A 22,133-nucleotide genomic window follows, 5' to 3' on the forward strand; every position below is an offset into this window, starting at 1 on the left:
GTTCCAGGCAGTGACACAACCTATTATGCCCAGTGGTCACCGAATCAGTATGATCTTATATTTCATACACAGGATTCCTTTTGGGGGAGCAGGAAAAAGACAGTTACCTATGACAGTGCCATCGGCATTCTGCCCACGCCGTCCATGGAAGCCTATAAGTTTTTGGGGTGGTATGCAGAACCATACAGTCATATTTATCAGGAAGGAATCATGTTCGGGGAGCAAAGGCCATCCAATCTCAAGAAGGTTGCGGAAACAGATATATATCAGGTTGCGGGGGATCTTCAGGTATATGCATACTTTACCCTGATATACCGCGATATTGGCAATGGCACCAATCAAAGGCCCGGGCCTGATGGGGATCTGGATACAGAGGATGATACATTTTATCTAAATGGCAGAGACGGCCTTGCCGGGACACGGGATGACAAAAGAATTTATCCGGGGCAGGACGGACAATATGGAACAGAAGATGATTATTACATGAATGAAAAGGAGCTGAAGATATATTCCGGTCCGGATAAAACGTTTCAGACCAAGGATGATTATCGCGACAATAAAGATGGAACCAATACAAGGCCGGGGCAGGATCATGAATTTGAAACAGCGGATGATATTCTTGCTTTTAACGGCTTAGATGGAATATCCGGGACAAAGGATGACTGGGTGGACAACAGCTGTGATTATCCGGGAACGAACCTGCGTCCTGGCCTGGATGGGATATTTGGTACAAAAGATGATGAAGTGTACTGGAATGGACCGGATGGGGAAGCGGGAACGGAGGATGACCGGCTGATATATCCGGGCCTGGATGGCCAGCTGGGGACAAAGGACGACTGGGTGGACAACAGCTGTGATTATCCGGGAACGAACCTTCGCCCTGGCCTGGATGGAGTATTTGGTACGGAGGATGATGAGGTGTACTGGAATGGACCGGATGGGAAGCCGGGAACAGAGGATGACCGATTGATTCATCCCGGACCGGATGGACAATATGGAACAGAGGATGATTGTTATGATAATAAAGAGAAACAGGAAGGAACCAATGTCCGGCCTGGTCCAGACGGTATATTTGGGACAGAAGATGATGAATTATGGATGAATGGTCCGGATCAGTTACCAGGAACCAAGGATGATATGAAGTATATGCGTGGAAATTCATCTGGCGGATCAGGTGGATTTAGCGTAGGAAGACTGGTTGGACGAAGTGTATTAAAGCCATTATTTGAGATAGGTGAAAATGATGGTGAAATAACAAGTTTACAATCCAGGGGGCTGCTCAGTTCTGTTTATATGGGATTAAACCGATTAAAAGAAGATCAGTTGATTATCCATACAGAGACAGATGAAGTGCAGAAAGAACTAATTAAAAAAAGGCAGGAGACAGTGGACATGGAACAGGAGAATGGGGAGGAAGTGACGGATTGGCATCAGCAAATTAAACAGAATTACAAGGATACAATTTATTATATTCAAATGATGGAGTTTCTGATTATCTTATTATTTCTACTCTGTATTTCAGGGTATTTATTCCAAACATTTTCTAAAAAGAACATGTAAACGTAAGTACCTTGAAAATTCAATATGGAAACTCGGATGTCCTGAACAGTTACAAATAGTTGTATAAATATATAAAGCTATGGGGCTGCTTGAGAGGGCAGAAACCATAGCTTTATTTTATCGGAGGAAAATAACATGAGATCACCAAAAAGATTCAAACGCCCTACAGCACTTATTCTGGCTGTATTGTTATTAATCGTGTTTATGGATCATTCTTCATTCGCTGAGAATACAGTAAATTTAATAAGAAGGAAAAATATTTTTCAGGGTCATACCATATATTTATTTGGGCAAAAACATAATGAAATGGGATTTTATCAAATATTAGGTACGGATCCGCCTAATCCAACATTTTGTCTTCAGCCGGGAAAGAGAATGCCTAATGGCAGCGCGGCTCCTTACGAAAAATATATTGTTTCAAAGGGAGAAACAATACCGGGAGTTGGTCCTGCTGATAAATTTTTGCCTGTTACCTGTGCATATAACTGGATCTTCTATTATACAGACCGAACCAATATACCGTATGCTGTTGTACAGACTTATATTTGGGGATGTATGGCGGGATATTCAGATGATTGGGATACTCAGGAACAGGCCATGCAGCAATTAGTCCCAATTTTGGGCAGCGGTGTAATGAGATACTATGAAGATATGAAGCAATTTGTTATTTCTGAAGAGGAGAGATATAGTTCATCTGCTGTTTTACCAAGTTGGAACGGGACTCAGCAAAAGATGATACTAAATAACGGGGGATATTTTCTCACATTGGATATAAGCGCATATCCCGTTATCCGAGAAGCAAGTTGGGTATTTCCTGATTCTAATTGGTCATATAGTTTAGATGGGGATGGGAGGAGTATCACATTTAATTATAATGGTGCCGCAGAACCAAAAGGCGTTATACGGTCATCTGAACTGCCGGGAACAGATGTTCAATATCATGCTGAGATATTCTCACCGCCTGGCTTTCAGTATCAAGTTGGCCGCTTTGAGGATGAACATATACCAGCGGTAATCCAGTTTGAGATAGTATCTTTAGAGTCAGGAGCATCTGAAAGCGGGCAACTAGAACTATACCGCCACAAAGAAACCTTCCAAAGCGATTACAACATAAGCCTTGAAAAATACTGTGCTGAAACCAACCAACCATTGGAGGGCACTACATTCAATGTTTGGGAAGACTTTGATTTTTCCCAGGTTAATGAAGATGAATACAAGGAAGGGGAACCGGAGGGAATCACGGGTGAGGTTTATCTGAATTGTATGTCCCCGGAGCCGCACACTGAGTATATTTGCAGTACCATTACTACAGATACCAACGGACAGGCCAGGCACAGCGACACAAGGTACTACCATTACAATAAAACGTATTGTATGGGGCATCCTGCGCCGGATTGGATCCAGTGTGACCACGAAGGTGAAGGAGGAGAAGGGGAAGCGGAAGAAGCAGAGGAATGCAGTTGTGATGAAGAAAATGAACGGCTGCGCCGGCAGTGGATGGCTGAACAGGAACTGTGCATTGCCACATGTGATTTTCATGTGCAGAACGATGATGAAGATGATCATGGTCAGGATACAACTGCGATGGAGAACATGTTAGAGGACAGGGATATAACATATGAAAACTTTATTCATTTGGAATACAGTTACCATCTGCAGGAAAAAACAGCCCGCACCGGTTATATTCTCCATGGCAGACACAATGATGATAAAGAGATAGAGCGTGTAATACTTGCATCAGCACAGGCAGGAGGCAGCGCAAGAGCAGGAGATCATAAAAGCCGCAGTGTGATCGGAACTCTGTTTGATCCAGTGTATACAGTTCTGTCAGAGATCAATATGCGGAAAGGATATACGTATCCTCTTCCGGAGGGACATGATCTGGAATTAAATGAACGGCGCAGTATACTCAGCATCAAAAAGGAAAAAGAGGAAAAACAGATTAAGGCACCTGTGGAAAGCACGGCAGAAATCAGTCAGGAATCCCTGCCCTCTGAATCTGAAAGGATGGAAGCTGATGACGCTGAAAGTGAAGGTTCAGACAACCATGAGTCTGAGAATGACAGCAGCGATAACAAAGGGATGAAAGAGGACGGAATCAAAAATCCTGAAGACAATGAATCAGGAAATGCGGATTCAGAGATCATCCGACCTGACCACGATGGTACAGAAAGCGGAAAGGACGAGACTGAATCTCCTGAAACCAGCGATTCCGAAAAACAAAACTCAGAAACCAATGATCCAGAAACCAATGATCCAGAAACCAATGATTCAGAAACCAATGATCCGCCAGACAATGGCTCAGCGAATGAAAGCCAGGAAGACGAGCCAAATAACGGCCGTCAGCCTGAGGCGGCCTCTGCGTATCTAATGTCATCTATTACAGCTTCTGCCAGGCCTCACCATCGGACCATCCTTTTTTCTACCCACGCCACGGGAAGTAATGCATCTAAACAAAATGACAATATGACACAGGCGGCTGACAAAGATGAGGAGGCAGATGGCTACGAAGTATATGAATACACAAGAAATCCAATCCATCCATCTTTTGAAGCAGACATCACCTTTAGGGAAGACCAAAAGGAACAGCCTGGGGAAGGCAGCGGTATTGTCCGTTTCTTTGCCTCCTTTTTTACAGACAATGAAGACAACAGCATAACAGCGTTTCTGCCGGACTTTATTGACGACAGCCTGGACCCCTTGGATCCTTCCGGATATGGAAATCCCGGAGAGATCCTGTATGTGTTTAAAATCTGGAATCACCGGACAGAAGGGCGTATTCATATCAATAAACGGGATTTGGAATTGTACCGGACTGACGGGGAGGGAAGCTATGGCCTGGCCCAGGGGGATGGAACCTTAGAGGGGGCTGTATACGGCCTGTTCGCAGCCCAGGACCTGATCCATCCGGATGGAAAATCCCATATCATATATAACCTGAATGACCTGGTGGCAGTAGCTGCAACAGATAAGAACGGCGATGCCTCATTCCTGGTATTTACGGAGAAGCCGGGAACAAGCCTGGATTTGGACGGGAACTTAAAATCCCCTGACAATGCCACGGGCCAGGAGAGTTTATACAATGGTTCTTCCATCACTTCCTCGCCGGAGGGATTTGGAACCATTACATACCCGGATAATGCAGCGGTTAATGGAAACCAGTGGATCGGCCGGCCCCTTCTTTTGGGAAATTACTACATCAGGGAACTGAGCCGGTCCGAAGGATATGAGTTGTCGGTGAGCGGCATTTCCCTGACAGAAAGCAACCGCACCCAGGAAGGAACCACCACAATAAGGGAAGCAGGACAGGCCTGGGTGGCAGGAGGACTGTCAGACTATAATAATATGGATGCGGATGGTTCCTGGAATGATTTTATCATAGAAAATTATAAGACGGAAAATGGCTTTGATATCCTGGTCAGCGGATATCCGCTGGGAACGGAGTTTTATAAAGTTGACACTGAAAAACAAACAGAAAATGTGAAGGTGGTCACGGGAAGCTCCCTGCAGCCCAAATTGGACGAGAATGGGAATCCTGTCTATCAGAAAGCAAAGGGAGGGGAGTATAAAACAGACGCAAACGGCAATCCCATGATAAAAGAGGAAACGGGCGGTAATTCAGAGGAAGGCGTACCGTTTGGGGAAACCTTCTGTTACCGTTTCCGGACAGCCCCCTATCCCGGCGGCGGCGCGGTGCCGGAAGATATGAGCAAATGGGGACAGACAATAGATGAAAATTATCTGTCTGAGCAGGTCAATACCATGTTGGATCAGATGGGGTATAAGACTGCCCCTGGAACTTCCGCATGGGCTGATATACGGCTGGCGGGATCCACCAATGCCCAGGCAGCCGCCGAGATGTTGGATTGGTATACGGACCATAGCTTTTACGACTGCGGACAGGTGGAGTACATCTACCAAAAGAACGGGGATTATTATGCCAGGCTTTTATACAATTACTCAGCTGTAAGCGATCCCTACCCGGCAGTGTATGATTCCTCCACCCAGAAGCTTCATGTCCGCAAGACAGCGGATTTGGAAGGAGGGCCGGCCGATGAGGTAGAATACTGGATTGAATATCTCAAAGGGGAGTACAATTTAAAAAGTAAAACCGTATCGGTCCGCGAAAAGCGGGAAATTGGGGAACCGGTTGCCTACGGGGATGATCTTACCGCATTGATCCGGACTGCTTACCAGCCGGTTTATGAAACTTATGAAAAAGGGGAAGTGCTTCTGGACCGCGTGGGAAACCCGATCCCGGTGATGGACCGGATCGTAACATATGAGGGCAGGGAGGAGGTTTGTGAATATGAAAAACTGATTCCGACCAGGGCCGATTATCAAACAGCTTCCGGCACCTATGTGATCCACGAGGAAAACAACACTGATTGGAGCCACACCGGTTTGGCGGTAAAAACCACGTACCGTGCAGTGACAACTAGGAAAACCATTGATTATGAAGGTATGGAAATGCCTTTTAACCAGTACCTGACTGACGTGGCGGGGGCCGGTGTCAGTGTATGCGTGTCCGTTCCGGCCATGGATGAGGGCAGCTATATGGTGACTCAGACCCTGGCCTACCCGGGGCAGAATCAGCCTTTTCAGGACGGAGGTACGGGGGAGAGGCCGGTGCAGGTTCTGGAGCGCGCCATCAAACAGTCCATTAAGATCACAAAGGATATATCCCAGGCATCCTATGAGGGTGTGAATACATATGGTTCCCTGCACAATGATCCTGCCACCGTGCTTCTGGGACTATTTAACCATGGAAATGCCTCTCAGGGCGCCAAGGTACTGAACCAGTTTAAGTTTAAGGCATACCTTAAAAGCAATCTGGAGAACATTTTCGTGGACGAAAGGGGAAGGATCATCTCAGAAGATATAGGGATCCAGGGATATAAGGGAGATGTCCAGAAAATATATCTGCCTCCAAAAGATGGCCACGGCACCAGGCTCCTGGAGACAAAAGAGGATGGAACATACCATTACGCCAAATTTTTTGACGCCATGTATGGGGCCGGGCAGAAGAAAGGAGATACATACCCGGCCCAGGCAGTAAAACAGTTTGCCATTGACTATTACGACATCCAAGGATATAAAGAGGAGATCCTGGCAGCAGAACCGGACCTAAACAGTGATAAGGCGTACGAAATGGCCCTTAAAAAGGCAGAGGCCCAGGCAGCAGACTATCTGGATATTTTTATCGGGCTGGATGACCGTCTTGCAATTGCCTGGGACAAAGACCCGGGGGGCGGGGCGGATGGGGATAAGACCACCCTGCAGTGCAACACCAAAAATGGGAAGGATGATTATTATAATCATTCCATCATGCTTGCGTACGGCACCTATGTCATAGCGGAGCAGACGCCCTCTGATATTGGGAAGGAACTGGCAAACCGTCATTTTAATAAGGACTATCCCAAGGAGATAACATTGCCGTTTGTACCCTATATGGGACAGGATGAAAATACAGGGGAAACAGAGGTGAACTACCAGACAGGAGATCCCTACTACCGTTTTAATTCTATGGACACCCCTGAGGACCTGATCAGGAAGTATAGTATCCGCTTTAACGAGGAATCACATATCATTCAGGCACATGGCCAGGATGGCGACTTTGAGGTATTCAAGTATGGACTGGATAAAGATATTCGCCCGGGGCACAGCCTGACCGAGGCGGAACCTCATGAGCCGGAATATATGGAGGGAAAGAATGCATCTGTGAAAGCCTACTATCCTGGATACACCTCACAGAGCGAGGATGCAGGTTGGCTGGACAAGGTGGCCTACCATGGATATGAGACGGAGAGCGGTCAGACGGAGATAAGGGATCACGTATCCGTTATGACCGGAGTGCAGACTGCCATAGACGGAAAGTTTGCCCCCATGCTGGTCCCCTGGACCGTGCTGGCGCCTGCCGCAGACCGTGTAAATCCGGATACGGGAGACGTGGAGACGCTCATACCGTCCGGCAGCGGATCGGATTTTAACTTTGTGGCATTTGCCCAGGAGGATTTTGAGGATACATATTATCGTACCCGGATTCGGATTGAAAAGCTGGATGGGGAGACAGGCGAAAACATAATACATGATGGGGCCTTGTTTAAACTGTATGCGGCAAAACGTGATGTAGCTAAGAACGGGACCGGCGCGGTTGCCGGGACCGGGGATGTATTGTTTGGAAAAGCGGTTGACTGGGAAGGAAATCCGGTAAAAGATGCGGATGGAAACCATATACTTTATCCAAGAGTGGGGCAGAGCAATGCTGACAATGACGACCTGCCGATCCGTCTGGACCGGGAAGGGATCCCGCAGTATGATGAAACCCAGCTGGTCAAGCAGGAGGATAGGGAGGGAAATGAGACCGGGATCTTTAGGGCATATTCCACTGTCCGGGAAGTGACCATAGATGGACAGGCACAAAAAGTACCGGTGGGATACATTGTAACATATAAACCATTGGGCGCAGGCGCGTATGTCCTGGTGGAGATCCAGGCGCCGGAAGGATATACGAAAAGCCGTCCGGCGGCATTTGAGATTTATGGGGATGATGTGATCTACTACAGCGAGCAGAGAAATACGGACGGAACCACCAAAGGGTGGGAACCGGAACCCGCTGTAAGGTATCAATACGCTGTTCCTGTACCAGGGGAAAGTGATATGTTCCGGACTGAAACAGTGAGCCGGATAAACGTGCAGGATTATCCTTCCAGAATTGAGATACGCAAAGTGGAGGACGGTGATTCCATGACAGGCAACCAGAACGGACTTCAAAGGACAGATAATCAGGGGATAACAGAATCCAGCGGAGGATTTGATGGAGATATCACGGTGAACGATACCGGAGACCTGCTGACGTATAAAGTCCGCGGACGAAAGGAAAAGCTGGAGGAGCGGGGAGATGTAAGGGACATCACCTATGATCCTGAGACAATGGATTGGTACGGCAATGTAACCAAAGCCCTGGACGTATACTCTGAGCATATAGTTGAGGGGAGTGAAAAATCCCTGAAGGCTATGAAGGGGGTAAAACTGCTCTATGAATGGGATGGGACTTTTACCGGCAGAGGAATCCGGTTTGATATACCGGTATCCGGGGCCAGGTTGTCCTTATATAAGGCGGCGGAGCTTGAGCGGACAGGGGAACATACATACAAAGGCGTCACTGTATTGTGGGAGAAGGGGAAAGTAAGAAAGATCACGGACACCAATACAGGAACCCATAAGGAGATTCGTGTCACAGGTCAGGACAGCGGTCAGGCGGCGCTGGATGTATGGGATGCTGTTTGGGTGGAAAATGAACCGGTCCATTTATATTTTTACGACCTGGATACTGTGGATACCCGGAAAGACCCGGATACCGGTGAACTGCTGGTCCTGGATAAGCGGGGCAATCCACTGTGTTATGCGGATGCAGGAACAGGCATGGCATATGTATATGATGATTACGGACGTATCCTTGCCTATACCGTGGACAGCCAGGGGGACAAGGAACTGATAAGATCCATTCAGGTGCTGGATGACGGTACGGGTCAGACCATTTATGAGAATAAGACGGACAAGGATGATGAAAATGCCCTGCCCATCTATTATGTTGACGGAGCGGTGGTGACAAAGGATGAATCCTGGGTGACGGATGACAGCACAGACCCCCACGGAGTCCCGGAAGGGCAGGGGGCCGTGCATTCCATTACCCGTCTTCCTTTTGGCGCATATATCCTACAGGAGGAAACAGTGCCCTACAGCCAGGGTTATATCCAGGCAAGGCATATGGGGATCATACTCCGGGACACGGAGGAGGTCCAAACGTATTTTATGCAGAATGAATTTACTAAAACTGCATTTGCCAAAATAGATGTGCGGACTCAAAAAGAAATCCAGGGCGCATCCATGACATTATATCAGGCCAAGCTGGACAGCAGCGGGAATCCGGTGAAGGGGGAGGATGGGATCTACAAAAAGGGCAGCGTATATGCAGCCTGGATCAGCGGATACCAGTATGGTGATGACGGTAATATCAAGCCGGATCCCCAAGGACAGCCGATCCCGTCTGTACAGCCCCATTGGATCGACCATATTCCCACAGGATCATATGTGCTGGAGGAAACAATCTGTCCTTACGAACAGGGATATGTCCGGTCAGCATCAGTCAATATTGATATAGAGGAAACCGGGAATGTACAGAGCTTTGAGATGGAGGATGATTTTACTTCCATTGAAATACGTAAGTATGATACGGAAAACAGTGATGTGATCTATGAGGACAGTGAGGCATGGCTGACCTTGTACCATGCAAAGCTGGACGAGCATGGACAGCCCTCTGTTTTGGATGGAATCCCGCAGTACGATGAGGACGGCAGGATATTCACCTTCCGCGCAGCGACCTACAAGGACGGGCAGGAGGTGGCCGCAACCGGGCGGGTGGTGTCTGACGCAGGCGGAAGCCATCCTATCATGAAATATGATTATGAGTTCAGACACATCCCGGGCACCTTCCAGGGCCGCTGTTATTATACGGAACATGGAACCACTCGTCTGGAATATCTGCCTCCCGGTGCCTATGTACTGACAGAGTCAGCAACCCCAAAAGGATATGCCACATCAGATCCGGTCCTAATGACCGTGGAGGAAAAAGGACATTTAGAAGAAATCCAGTACGGGGAAATGGGGGACATTCCACTGACGCTTGAAGTTTCAAAGGTACACATAACCGGAGGCAAAGAGGTGAACGGGGCAAGTCTTGCCATTTACCAGGCGGATGGAGAGGGAAATCCGGCCGGATCTCCCCTGGTGATTCATCAGCCTGCTGAGGATGGAGGATATGAGGACGTCACAGTGGAATGGATCAGCGGCCTGGATGGCAGGTATGGGGTGGAGGACCAGGAATGTGGAGCTATCCCGGACGGATTTAAGCCCGGAGATTTAAAACCCCATCTTATAAAATACATACCCGAGGGGAATTATATCCTGAGGGAAGTGACAACGCCCTATGGATTCCTGCAGTCCGTGGATATCCCATTTTCCATTGTGGACACCAAAGTCCTGCAAAAAGTGGAAATGACAGATGAGATCCCGGATGGGATCCTTAAAATAACCAAGAGTGATACAGACGACCCCGGCCAAAAGCTGGAGGGGGCCCAGTTCCAGCTGGTGAACAAGACATTGAATCAAATTTGTGAAAAGATAACCACAGATTCCATGGGGACGGCGCAGTTTGCACCCCAGCCGATTGGAACCATGGATCCCAATGGAAATTTCCAGTCCTATACATATGTATGCGAAGAAATAAAAGCAGCAGAAGGCCATATGATGACCTTGAAACCATATGAATTCCAGTTTGAATACAAAAATGAACTGACAGACCTGATCATAGCAGAATACAATCCTACCAATGATTCCAATCGGGTGATCACTGAAAAACTGCTAGGAGATACCGGGGAACTGCTGGCAGGAGTTACGCTGCGGATTGAACAGTGGGCAGATGAAAACAGGGAAGAAACAGGGAATACAGAGAGTTTTACCTGGATACCGGTGGATGAATGGATAACCGGCAAGCAGGGCCATTGCACGAAGAACCTGTCTGCAGGAAAATACCGCCTTATAGAGATAAAGGCTGCGGACGGATTTAAACTTCTGGCAAAGCCTATTGAATTTACGGTTACAGATGGGTTGGAGGAGGTCCCGCGGCTGATCATGCGCAACTATTCGACCATTGTAGAAGTCCAAAAGACAAAAGCAGGAACGGACACTCTGCTGGCAGGAGCCAGGCTTCAGCTGATCCAAACCGAGAATGACCGGATAATCAGGGAGTGGACCTCGGAGGAAGAAAGCGGCCAGATATTTTATGGGCTGGATCCGGGGATTTACAGGATTCACGAGGTGCAGGCGCCATCCGGCTACAAAAAGGCGCAGGATCAGGAGATCACAGTGGAAGACAGCCATCAGTCCGTACAGGTATTCCGCTTTGAAAACAGGGCCGCCTCCTCCTCCGGCGGCGGGGAGAAGCCTGGCCTGGTGACTGAATACATTCTCTTTAAAAAAGTAAATGCCCTTGGAGCGGCTCTTAAGGGAGCTGAATTTACCTTTTATGACCAACGGGGAAATGTAATAGGAACCTCAGTCAGCGATGATACGGGGAGAGTACGGATTAAGAAACCAAAAGACGGAACCTATACCTTTAAGGAAACAAAGGCTCCTGCAGGTTATGCCCTGAACCAGGACATTTACAGTTTTACGGTCAGCGGTCCGGACATTATCCGTGGGATATATGAGATCATAAATCAGGAAATGAAGGTGGTCATCACAAAACTGGACGGAACTACGGGACAGCCCCTTAGCGGTGCCCGGCTGTGCATGAAACGGGCGCATGTGCCAATGGAATCCGTGTATGAAGGAGAGACAGGAGAGGACGGAACACTTCTATTCCGGCCGGATCTCCCAGGCACATATACCATCCAGGAGATCACTCCGCCCCAGGAATATGCGGTGGATGATACGGTATATGAATTTACTGTGGAGGAGAATGGGGATATAAGGGGAAATACAACTGTTTACAACTGGAAAAAGGAGCTTCCCCAGAAACGGATCGGCAGGATCACAGCCGTATATAAGGTGGACCAGAGATTTGGAAAAGGTACGTTTCATTTCGGCACAGGATTCAAGCATAAGATCCAGACAGGGGATGATCTGCCGGTCCTGGCCGTGTCGGTTACAGCTGTTCTGTGTATGGCCGGATTCATTTTCAGCATAAGAAGGGATGGAATAAGAAAATGGACCATTAAGAAAAAAGCAGCAGTGGTTATCCTGTTTTTAATTACGATTGCAGCCGTATTTCCAAGTATGGTCATGGCTGCCCCCAAGAACGATAATGGAGGGATAGGCCATGACGGAAAGGAAACCATCTATGTTTCGGGTGAGATCATATATGACGGAATGGAGGGAAAAGACCCTGTGCCCCAGGCTGCCTGGATATGGGCCTATGATGCACAGACGGGGATAGGAAAAAAGGTTCTGCTTCCCCTGGCAGAATGCCATTTTTCCAATGAGCGCTGGGTGGAAGACCTTTACCTGGATGTGACGGTGACGGATTATGGGGCGGATGGTTATCTGATGGGGGATGTACTGTTGGGGGATGTACTGCTGGATGCTGGATTCCTAGGGGCCGGACCAGAGAGCGATGACCCGCCAGGAAATGAATATGGGAATCTGCTTGCAGAATATGAAAAAATCCTTCTATCCCAGGCCGGATTGCCGGAGGAATCATATAAGATTGACCGGATCCGGTGGAAAGGAGAACCATATGAAAAGAATGGAGTGATGTACAGGGATTTGACTGTCAGGGGAAGAAAGCTGGTAGCAGACTGCAATGCTTCATATAGCGGAGAGGTAAACCGAAGTGTGTTTCTTGATCATAATGATATCAGGCAGCAGGAAAACCATGAGGGCCGGACCGGAGTTTTATGGGCAGGCGGTGACAGTGAAGCATCCGGTTCCGGGAAAATAAAAGGATATTCTGCGCTTCTTGCTCTTGTTGTGCTTGCTGCCTCTGCAGCGGCTTTTAAGATGAAAACAGGGGCCGGCCGCATTTCAGGGGCAGTACCGGCTCTGTTTCTGGCAGGTTTTATCATCAGTGGAGGATGGCTTGCAAAAACCATGGCAGTATACGCCAACGGAAGGGATTATTATGAATCCGTGCGCCGGATCGCATATAAAAACGAAAAGGGCTGTGAAGCAATGCCAAAGGAGATGCAGAGGGTGACACAGGAGAAGGTACGAGAGGAAATTCAGGGAGAGGCGCAGGAGGCTGTGCCTGACATTGATGAGCCTGCTTTGCTCAGGATTAATCCGGACTATCGATTCTGGCTCTCCATTCCTGGAACTGCAATTGGATATCCGGTGGTACAGCATGAGAATAACCAGTATTACCTGACTCATCAGTTTAACCGGGAGGAGCATATAGCGGGCAGCATTTTCGCGGACAGCACCACAGTCCCTTTGACGGCAAATCATACCATCCTCTACGGCCATAACATGAAGGATGGGTCCATGTTTGCAGGATTAAAACAATATAGGGACAAATCATTTTTTCAGCAAAACCCTTTTATCAGAATATTTTATAATGGCAGATGGAGGGAGTGCCCCGTCTTTTCCTGCCAGATCCGCAGTGAAAATGATGCGGGCGCCTACAGGACAAACCTTCTGAAAGAGGAATGGACAGAGTATTTAGAGGAAATGCGGCAGTCCTCCATCTATGATACAGGTGTGATTCCGGGAGGAGAAGACCGGATCATCACATTGTCCACCTGTGTGAACGGAAATCAGCGTCTGATCCTCCAGGCTGTCTTCCAGGTGGATGAAAGCCGGTCACCAGATCACTTAAAGACATGAGTCTTCCATATTGCATATAAAGTCGAAAGATAGTATAGTATATAGAAGTTTTATGTCCAATGAGAATTATATATGGCATGCTAATATTAAAGTGACAGGTGAAATTTGTGAAGAAGAATATTGATTTATTACATGGAAAGATCCTCAGATCCCTGACCGGGCTGGCACTCCCCATAATGGCCACGTCCCTGGTGCAGACAGCCTATAACCTGACGGATATGGCCTGGATCGGTATGGTGGGCAGCGATGCAGTTGCGGCAGTGGGGGCAGCCGCCATGTATACATGGCTGTCCTCCGGTGTGGTTACGCTGGCCAGGATGGGGGGACAGGTAAAGTCTGCCCATGCGCATGGTGAGGGAAATCTTGCGGAAGCGGTGCAGTACGGCAAAGGCGCTCTGCAGCTGGCATTGGGCCTGGCAATCGCATACGGGGTGCTGACCAATATGCTGGCCGGTCCTCTGATCGGGTTTTTCCATCTCAATTCACCCATGGTGGTGGAGAACGCAATTTTATATCTCAGGATCGCATGCGGTCTTATTGTGTTTGCTTTTATCGGGCAGACCTTGACCGGACTGTATACGGCATCCGGCAACAGCAGGACGCCATTTATTGCAAACTGCATTGGAATGGGAGCCAACATAGTGCTGGATCCGCTTCTGATTTTTGGCCTGGGACCCGTCCCTGGCTTGGGAGTGGCTGGCGCTGCCATAGCAACGGTTTCCGCCCAGTTTATTGTGGCCCTGGTGCTCGTCCTGGCCATGAGAAGGGATCCGGTGCTGGCAGCCCAGATGCGCATATGGAACCCCACTCCCCTTTCCAATATTAAAACCATGATAAGGATCGGATTTCCTTCCTCGGTTCAGAGTATGCTGTACTGCGGTATTTCCATGGTCCTGACCCGCTTTGTCACTTCCTGGGGGGATACTGCGGTAGCCGTCCAGAGGGTAGGAGGGCAGATTGAGTCCATTTCATGGATGACGGCAGACGGCTTCGGGTCTGCCATCAATGCGTTTGTGGGGCAGAACTATGGGGCAGGAAACCTAAAGCGGGTGAAAAAGGGATATATGACAGCCGCAGGCATCATGTTTGTCTGGGGCATCTTTACCACCTGTCTGCTGATTTTGGGTGCTGTACCAATCTTCAGCCTGTTTATCCATGAAGCGGAAGTGATTCCTGCGGGAGCGGATTATCTGCGCATTATCGGATTTTCGGAAATGTTCATGTGTGTGGAGCTGATGACTGTTGGCGCCATGTCCGGTATGGGAAAGACCATGGAGGCATCCGTTATAACCATTATCTTTACCGCTGCCCGTATTCCGCTGGCCATACTTCTGGGCGGTACAGCCATGGGACTGAATGGGATCTGGTGGGCGCTGACGATTTCCAGCATTGTAAAGGGGATCATTTTCTTTACTGTTTTCATACGAATGATGAGGAAATGGGACAGTCATATTGCATAAAACCAGGGCGGCCGGAAATAAAAAAATCTGCTTGTAAAATGTCGGATTTTATTGCAAAAGGACTGGAGAGTATTGATTTTACTAGGATTTCTGCCCATTATTTGATTGTGTGATACTACAATGATACTATTTCTTGCAATTTGTTAGCAACTTCTGCATGACGGTTCGGATACAGGTGTCCGTATACTTCATTTACCATCTGGACAGTGTCTCCGATGCGTTCCGCTATCAGATGTGGGGAAAAACCCATATCAATGAGCAAAGATACATGGCTGTGTCGAATATCATGCAGACGGATGACCTTTACACCGGATGCGTTGCAAGCTTCCTTCTTCCAATAGCGTAGCTTAAATTCTGTGACTTGAGGAAACAAACGATCTCCAGGCTGCATATCATAGTTACGTTCAATGTAATCGGATAGGGCATCTACCAGGAGAGGGGGAAGCGTTATGGTGCGATAGCTGTTGTCAGTTTTTGGTGACGTAATCAGATCAGCCTTATCATATCTGTGATAGGTTTTGCTTATTGTAAGTGTTCTGGATGGTATGCTGAGGTCACTCCTGGTAAGAGCAAGTAGTTCGCCGAGCCTCAGCCCCGCATAAAACAGTACCAGATAGGCCATCTTGAGCGGTAAATCATTCACCTGGACTATGAACCGATTAAATTCGTCTAATGTCCAGAAATCCATTTTACGGGCTTTGCGTCTGCCCATGGATCCCGCGATGCTGCAAGGGTTCTTTCTTAAGCCATAATAACGGACTGCAAAGTTCATGATGCTGGAGAACTGTTGGTTTATGTTTTTCTGGTGTACCTCGCTGCTGATGGATTCTTTAATAGTATTCTGCCATTTTCGTATATCGGCAGGACGAATTTTGTTGATAGGCTTATCCTTAAAATATGGGAGGATATGGGTATCACAGAGCGATTTTTTGATTTTGTAGCTGGAAAGTTTGCAGTTCTTTCGAGAGTCTTCCAAATACAACTCACAAAGGGATTTAAAGGCCATATCCGGGCTTCCTTGCTGCTTTTCAAGGAAATCCCTCTCCCAGTCCTTTGCGTCACGCTGGCGCGGAAATCCACGTTTTAGTTTCTGTTTGCGCTGACCTGTCCAGTCGGTATAATAAAATTTGCAGTACCAGGTCTTCTGGTTCTCATCATAATATGATGGCATGTATCATTCCTCCTATCTCAAAATGAGTATAAAAAATACGCCCCTTGCCAGGACGCTCCAGGAATGATATAATTTACTTGCTTAAGGTAATTAATTATATCTTCCGGAACGGTCCGGTAAGAGAAAACTATGTGAGGGCGGTTCCTGCTGGTAACAGGGCCGCTTTTTTCACATTTGACAATTTCCGTATATTTGGTATAATATACTTAACAAGACAGCCGGAAGGTGAATGCACCTCACCCGCTCCGGCGAACATCTTACTAAAAAATAGTCGTCAGCTTTGCTAGGGCAGGACGGCTATTTTTTATGGGTATAAGTCAGTATTGCAACAATGAGTAACGCCACTGATGTAATCAATTGCAATTCTTCGTATGTACTCATAAGGCACCATCCCTTTCTCCAAGACTCAGAACGGGATGGGAGCACGTCCCCCGGCTGCCCGGGTAAATATATTATATTTTCAAGGTGGTAAGCCCCAGGAGTGTGGGAGTTCGTAGCTTCTGGGGCTTTTTGCATTTATTTAAGGTCTATATATTCTCCGGTTTTGCTTCCATCAATATTTATAAATATTGTTTCATATGAGAATGAATCTAAGTCAATAACTTTAAACTCTACAATAAATTCGCTCCTAATTTGAGCACCAAATGAGTTTGTAGCATCCACATACCCTTTAACAGCTACATATTCCCCGTTTCTTGCCATTTGGCAATTGTTAACTGAGCTAAATTTTGCGCTGGAGGGATTTTTTAAATTAGTTGTTACTATTTCCTGAGCTATAACATAATATGTTGTATCGTTATTGCCAATTTTTCTGTTCTCTAGGTCTGTTTTTGTATACTTTACTGTATCATCCTGGTACATATTATAATCCCCGCAGATAACTAGGTATAATTTATCACTTACTGTAACTTTAAGGTTGTAGTCATCTGCCCTCATTTCAAAAAGTGTACCGGATATGTTTTTAATAATAGATATTTTATCAAAACCCAGAGAATCCTTTAAAATATCATAAGTGCCTTTGGCAGCCTCTGACGTGACATCAGGATTGGAAGTCAGTGATTCAATAAAGAGTTCTTTATCCGATAATGTCATTGTGGTTTCTTCGGCAGCAGATTCTTTGGCGGTGGTCTGTACCACTGTTGGTTCATTTTCTGTTGTTATATCCTGATGTGTTTTCGATACTGTAGTCGCAATAGCAGATGGTTCTGTGGTCTTGGATATAGTCTCTTGTGGTTCTTCCATAGTGAATCCAAACCCTATAAAACTGACAATGAATATGAGTAGCGCTACACCTGCACTCTTAAAAAATGGTTTGGCCTTTTCTTTTTTGAAAATTTTTTTGATAGCAAACACAATGCAGGTCACGATACAAATCAAGCTCATTAATAGTAGTGCAGTAAAAAAATTATTCATAATCATCCTCCCATAAATCTTATTAAGCCATAGGCTCTCTAATTATAAGTCATTCCCGTAAAGCCATTTGTTTTCTGCAAGGCAAAAGCCATGGTTTCCGCGCCATCTGCTTATTAATCTCATAAAATCAGAACGTTCATTCAATTCAGAATAGCCATCTTCCTCGTCATTTTCGGTATAACATTTTCTGGCCGGTTGGACAATTCCTTCCATGAGTGAAACCGGATTTGATTCAGGAAAGAAAATGTGTTCCAATTGTTGCTCCGGTTCCGTAGGCTTCCTGGTTATGCTGTAAGAAATGTTGCGGAACCATTCCTTGTATGATATCAAGGCACGATTGGATGCCCTATAGGATAGGCCGAAAGCATCATGTAACTGTTCAGCGTTCCGGTACCCATACTTGTGGATCAGAATCCGCGGAGCTAGAAAGTGGCTGGCAAATTCATCAGCTCTATCCTCATCATCCGTTTTCAAGAAAGCATGTCCGAATTCATGTGCGATTGTGAACTGAACCCGTTGTGGATGCGCCTTCGCTTCATAATACAATGTACCTTCCAGGAGACAGGCATCATCACTTAGCATTCGGCATGCAGCTTTCTTCCTTCGATTTAAGTCTGAATATTTTACTATTCTAAATCCGCATCTTTTAACTAATTCAAAACAGTCTATTGGAAAAATGTCAATTCCCAAAGTTATATATGCGTGCAAAATACACTCATATAGGTTCTTATAATCCATCCCAATATTACTCCTCGTCATCATCATCTGATAATATGATACGAGCAAGTCTCATTTTTTCTTCTTGAGAGAGGTTCTTCCTACTACGAGTATACACAGTGATAAGCCTATCAAGAGGATTTTTTTCTGGTGGAGCTATGCCCATAATATCATTGGCGTCCACATTGTACAGTTTACATAATGTCACCAAAGTATCAACGTCCACGCGCGTTCTGCCAGTCTCAAAGCTACTGACTTTTTGCGGTGTAACGCCCAAAATATTGGCTATATCTTCTTGCTTATATCCTGCCTTTTCTCGTGCTGCTCTTAACCTTGAAGCAATCTCTTCCTTAGACATCTTAGAACCTCCTTATATTGATAAATTATACAACATTGATGTTGAAACGTCAATAATAAAAACAACAAAATGTTGAGTTGATGCTTGACAAACAACAAAACGTGTAGTAATATTGGCTTACACAACAAAATGTTGTTTAGAAGGAGGTGAAAAAATTGCAGGATGTGCAAATCTACGAAAAAGAATTTAGAGATGGCCTGAATTTATACATGAAAGATAAGCTTATTAAAAGCACTTCGGTAGCAGATAAATCAGGCATAAGAAGAGATACTTTTTCCAGAATTTTAAGTGGAGGAAGGCGCATATATGCGGATGAAGTAGCAACAATTTGCAAATCCCTTGAAGTATCCTTTGAGTTCTTGCTCAATTACAAAAAACAAACATACGTTCGATAAAATGACTATACCACTATCGCGTATGTGTGTCAATAGGATTATGAGGAAAGGAGGATTCACTTATGGTAAAACCAATGATGACCGTTGATGATGTGGCAGAAGTGTTGGCGTATTCCAAAAGTCACTCTTACAAGATTATTGAGAGGTTGAATAAGGAGCTTGAAAGCAAAGGCTATCTAACCCGGCCGGGTATGATATCAAGGAAGTATTTTTATGAGCGGACAGGGCTAGAGATGCCCGAGGATGAAAAGGAGGGCATATGAACGATTTAACAAGAACAACCATTACGTCAATAGAGGCCGCGGAGTGGTGCGGCAAGGAACACAAAGAATTATTGCGGGACATCAGAAGGTATGTAGGGCAATTAGGAGAGAGCAAAATTGCGCTTACCGATTTCTTCCAGGAATCCACCTACATAACGGAACAGAACAAAACGCTCCCCTGCTTTCTGGTCACAAAGAAAGGCTGCGAGTTAATAGCCCATAAAATGACCGGCCAGAAAGGAACAGAGTTCACAGCGCGGTACATTAACCGGTTTCATGAAATGGAAGATGGAAAACTTCCCTGCCCCCTCAATCCCCAGATCGCATCCAGCGTGGCAGAGTTGGGCCGGGTGACGGAACGGATCATGCATAAGCAGGGATCACCGGCCTACAAGATTGCGGAAGCATTCAAGATGGAGTGTGAGCAGTTTGGCATCCAGCTCCCGGCGGATTTCGTGAAGGTACCGGAATACATTCAGTTGCAATTGTCGGATTTTGCAAACTGATCGGCGTACATTGGCAAATGAATAAGGAAGGAGGTAAGAGGGATGGAAATCAAGAAATTGGAAATTGACTATGATAACCGTATTTTGAAAATTAATGGAATGGAGTTTAAGGAGATACCGATAGTCATAACCCTTCCGGGACCAGAGGGTTGGCCACGTTCTGTACTGATTAATCCAGAGAGAGCATCTGGGAGCCCGAAAGAGTGTGCAGAATTAACAGTGATTTTTAATGGACCTAATAATAGGCCATGATAAACCGGGTTCCATCTATCATTTGATAATCAATTTGGGTTATCAAATGGTTGGCAACAATGGAACCGCAAAGCTTAGAAATGTCTTTTCCCGCATTTGGTGGTATTGCAATTATAAGATGGGGGTTTTGACAATCGGGCTGGTCGACATAGTAGGTATCGTATCCATTTACATTAATAGGATTTATGTCCATCACGAAACTCCTTTCTTTTGTACTCGGCGCTGCAACGCCTGTAAGTACAGTATAGGGCGAGGGGGAGAAAAAATCAAGAAAGCGAGGTGAGAACATGGTAGAACTATCGAGAACCCGCTGGGTCGTCCTTAATGGAAACATGATTAAGGTATCAGATCTGCCAGACGAATACAAACAGGCCCTTGGAAACAGGTGCGTAAGGAACCGATTAAAAGCGTGGGACTCGTTTTAAGCAAAGGAGGGACAAGCCAATGAAAAGGCTATTGGCCGTAATATGCGCCTCTCTTATAACACTCACTGGATGTAAGATGAGGCTGACAGAGGGCGAAATATGTGACAAGCAGTTTCTTCCGGCACACACGCAGACAATGCTGATACCAATGACGCATACAAATGGCAAAACGAGTTATACAACTTACATACCAATGGTTTACAGCTACCCTGACCGCTGGTGCATTAGAATACAAGCGCTCAATCCAAATGATAAAGGCAGATATGAGAGTGCAATCTATTATGTGACTAAGGATGTGTATGATGAGTGTGAGATTGGAGAGTTGTTCAAGTATGATCCTGAGAGAGATTTTAAGGATGAACCAGTAGAAAAAAAGAAAGGAGGGACAGCCAATGAGGGCTAAGACATTTGCAGAGCACCGGATCCGTCAGTACCTAGAGGCGGTTTACCCGGGCTTGGATGCCTGCGTAAATTTCACCGGATTGCATGAAGCCATAGTAACTGATGTAAGCGGAGACAAGATCCGCGTGGTCTACGAGGGAGGACAGGTGTATGAGACAGAGGCATGATGAGGAGGAACATCCTCTGATGACAACAGTGAGATGGATCATCATAGCATCCTTCTGGATGTTTGGGATGGTGGTGGTTGCGGCAGTGATCATGATGTGGACATTGGGGGCGTGGTGAAGGGAGGAGGGCAATGAGCAGACGTATGAACGGAACCATCCGTGCAGCTATATCGCTGGGTATCAATCCTTATGGATGGGGTAACGGAAAGGCAAGAAAAAGGCCGAGGGAGCAGCGAACTCCGGTCGGCCAGATGGAAAATAACACTATAGATATCATAGCACAGATGAAAGGGGATTGTAAAGATGGCAAATTTATCTAGTATCCAAATGAATAATGTACCTATGGACCTGTTCATTAAAGGTCAGATGGCGGTAGAAAAAATCAATGCAGTACAGGAGTATGTCAATTCCACTAAGTACACAGATGATAATGTCATATTCAGCATTCTTGGGGTAAAAAAGAAAGAACAGCAGGAGGCCGGTAATGATGCATCCATACCGTTGTGATTCCTGTGGCCGTTTTCTTGATCCTGAACAGTGGAGAGAGTGTGATAAGTGCCATAACAAGGACAGAGAACGGGCCAGAAAGCATTCCGGGGAGGTGAAACATGAAACTGGAACACAAGACGATTGATGGTACAGCAATGGTATCGTATC

16 protein-coding genes are annotated in these 22,133 nt (G+C 46.4%); 12 read left to right on the plus strand and 4 right to left on the minus strand.

The features are described 5' to 3' along the window. Positions 1-210 precede the first annotated feature (210 nt). From CLFS41_RS28885 to CLFS41_RS03645, 3 genes are all read left to right on the plus strand, one after another. A complete protein-coding gene (locus tag CLFS41_RS28885; protein WP_052665602.1) occupies positions 211-1,560 on the plus strand; it encodes a hypothetical protein in 1,350 nt (449 codons plus the stop codon). 732 nt (positions 1,561-2,292) lie between these two features. After that, complete coding sequence (locus tag CLFS41_RS03640; protein ID WP_347467504.1) at positions 2,293-13,947, plus strand: SpaA isopeptide-forming pilin-related protein; 11,655 nt, start codon at positions 2,293-2,295, stop codon at positions 13,945-13,947. A 107-nt stretch (positions 13,948-14,054) separates the two neighbouring features. Then, complete coding sequence (locus tag CLFS41_RS03645; RefSeq protein ID WP_007868913.1) at positions 14,055-15,407, plus strand: MATE family efflux transporter; 1,353 nt, start codon at positions 14,055-14,057, stop codon at positions 15,405-15,407. A gap of 115 nt (positions 15,408-15,522) precedes the next feature. On the opposite strand, the gene CLFS41_RS03650 is transcribed toward CLFS41_RS03645, so the two are convergent. From CLFS41_RS03650 to CLFS41_RS30655, 4 genes are all read right to left on the minus strand, one after another. After that, the gene (locus CLFS41_RS03650) at positions 15,523-16,578 is read right to left on the minus strand and encodes a site-specific integrase (protein WP_045091483.1); all 1,056 of its coding nucleotides are present in this window, start codon (positions 16,576-16,578) and stop codon (positions 15,523-15,525) included. A gap of 516 nt (positions 16,579-17,094) precedes the next feature. Continuing rightward, positions 17,095-17,991 (minus strand): hypothetical protein, encoded by an 897-nt coding sequence (locus CLFS41_RS03655; protein WP_045091484.1) that lies wholly within the window; start codon positions 17,989-17,991, stop codon positions 17,095-17,097. Between the two features lie 42 nt (positions 17,992-18,033). Beyond that, entirely contained in the window at positions 18,034-18,729 is a 696-nt protein-coding gene (locus CLFS41_RS03660; RefSeq protein WP_045091485.1) for an ImmA/IrrE family metallo-endopeptidase, read from the minus strand. Positions 18,730-18,736: 7 nt separating this feature from the next. Next, positions 18,737-19,066 carry a helix-turn-helix transcriptional regulator gene (locus CLFS41_RS30655; protein ID WP_052665604.1) on the minus strand — a complete coding sequence of 110 codons (330 nt, stop codon included), beginning with the start codon at positions 19,064-19,066 and terminating at the stop codon, positions 18,737-18,739. Between the two features lie 164 nt (positions 19,067-19,230). Between CLFS41_RS30655 and CLFS41_RS03670 the strand changes: the two genes are divergently transcribed. The 9 genes from CLFS41_RS03670 (at position 19,231) to CLFS41_RS03705 (ending at position 21,983) form a co-directional block, all read left to right on the plus strand. After that, on the plus strand, positions 19,231-19,461 hold the full coding sequence (locus tag CLFS41_RS03670) for a helix-turn-helix transcriptional regulator (RefSeq protein WP_235622945.1): 231 nt from the start codon (positions 19,231-19,233) through the stop codon (positions 19,459-19,461). Between the two features lie 62 nt (positions 19,462-19,523). Next, positions 19,524-19,724 (plus strand): transcriptional regulator, encoded by a 201-nt coding sequence (locus CLFS41_RS03675; RefSeq protein ID WP_045091486.1) that lies wholly within the window; start codon positions 19,524-19,526, stop codon positions 19,722-19,724. Further along, the gene (locus CLFS41_RS03680) at positions 19,721-20,230 is read left to right on the plus strand and encodes a Rha family transcriptional regulator (protein WP_045091487.1); all 510 of its coding nucleotides are present in this window, start codon (positions 19,721-19,723) and stop codon (positions 20,228-20,230) included. The genes CLFS41_RS03675 and CLFS41_RS03680 overlap by 4 nt, the downstream gene beginning before the upstream one ends. 42 nt (positions 20,231-20,272) lie before the next feature. Then, on the plus strand, positions 20,273-20,482 hold the full coding sequence (locus CLFS41_RS03685) for a hypothetical protein (RefSeq protein WP_045091488.1): 210 nt from the start codon (positions 20,273-20,275) through the stop codon (positions 20,480-20,482). 444 nt (positions 20,483-20,926) lie between these two features. After that, on the plus strand, positions 20,927-21,310 hold the full coding sequence (locus CLFS41_RS03695; protein ID WP_045091490.1) for a hypothetical protein: 384 nt from the start codon (positions 20,927-20,929) through the stop codon (positions 21,308-21,310). Next, positions 21,300-21,476, plus strand: coding sequence for a hypothetical protein (locus CLFS41_RS30385; RefSeq protein ID WP_166436526.1), 177 nt, complete (start codon positions 21,300-21,302; stop codon positions 21,474-21,476). The genes CLFS41_RS03695 and CLFS41_RS30385 overlap by 11 nt, the downstream gene beginning before the upstream one ends. Further along, positions 21,460-21,594, plus strand: a complete 135-nt coding sequence (locus CLFS41_RS30965; RefSeq protein WP_278279998.1) for a hypothetical protein — start codon at positions 21,460-21,462, stop codon at positions 21,592-21,594. Before CLFS41_RS30385 ends, CLFS41_RS30965 begins: the two co-directional genes overlap by 17 nt. A gap of 13 nt (positions 21,595-21,607) precedes the next feature. Continuing rightward, positions 21,608-21,796, plus strand: coding sequence for a hypothetical protein (locus CLFS41_RS30240; protein ID WP_045091491.1), 189 nt, complete (start codon positions 21,608-21,610; stop codon positions 21,794-21,796). Next, positions 21,780-21,983, plus strand: coding sequence for a hypothetical protein (locus CLFS41_RS03705; RefSeq protein WP_152649004.1), 204 nt, complete (start codon positions 21,780-21,782; stop codon positions 21,981-21,983). The genes CLFS41_RS30240 and CLFS41_RS03705 overlap by 17 nt, the downstream gene beginning before the upstream one ends. Positions 21,984-22,133: the final 150 nt, after the last annotated feature.

Source organism: Clostridium sp. FS41, assembly GCF_000954015.1.
GTDB lineage: Bacteria > Bacillota > Clostridia > Lachnospirales > Lachnospiraceae > Enterocloster > Enterocloster citroniae.

Coding starts and splice junctions, on each gene's coding strand:
- CLFS41_RS28885 (WP_052665602.1), top strand. CDS start 211: ATGTTCGGGGAGCAAAGGCCATCCAATCTCAAGAAGGTTGCGGAAACA.
- CLFS41_RS03640 (WP_347467504.1), top strand. CDS start 2,293: ATGATACTAAATAACGGGGGATATTTTCTCACATTGGATATAAGCGCA.
- CLFS41_RS03650 (WP_045091483.1), bottom strand. CDS start 16,578: ATGCCATCATATTATGATGAGAACCAGAAGACCTGGTACTGCAAATTT.
- CLFS41_RS03655 (WP_045091484.1), bottom strand. CDS start 17,991: ATGAATAATTTTTTTACTGCACTACTATTAATGAGCTTGATTTGTATC.
- CLFS41_RS03660 (WP_045091485.1), bottom strand. CDS start 18,729: ATGGATTATAAGAACCTATATGAGTGTATTTTGCACGCATATATAACT.
- CLFS41_RS30655 (WP_052665604.1), bottom strand. CDS start 19,066: ATGTCTAAGGAAGAGATTGCTTCAAGGTTAAGAGCAGCACGAGAAAAG.
- CLFS41_RS03675 (WP_045091486.1), top strand. CDS start 19,524: ATGGTAAAACCAATGATGACCGTTGATGATGTGGCAGAAGTGTTGGCG.
- CLFS41_RS03680 (WP_045091487.1), top strand. CDS start 19,721: ATGAACGATTTAACAAGAACAACCATTACGTCAATAGAGGCCGCGGAG.
- CLFS41_RS03685 (WP_045091488.1), top strand. CDS start 20,273: ATGGAAATCAAGAAATTGGAAATTGACTATGATAACCGTATTTTGAAA.
- CLFS41_RS03695 (WP_045091490.1), top strand. CDS start 20,927: ATGAAAAGGCTATTGGCCGTAATATGCGCCTCTCTTATAACACTCACT.
- CLFS41_RS30385 (WP_166436526.1), top strand. CDS start 21,300: ATGAGGGCTAAGACATTTGCAGAGCACCGGATCCGTCAGTACCTAGAG.
- CLFS41_RS30965 (WP_278279998.1), top strand. CDS start 21,460: ATGAGACAGAGGCATGATGAGGAGGAACATCCTCTGATGACAACAGTG.
- CLFS41_RS30240 (WP_045091491.1), top strand. CDS start 21,608: ATGAGCAGACGTATGAACGGAACCATCCGTGCAGCTATATCGCTGGGT.
- CLFS41_RS03705 (WP_152649004.1), top strand. CDS start 21,780: ATGGCAAATTTATCTAGTATCCAAATGAATAATGTACCTATGGACCTG.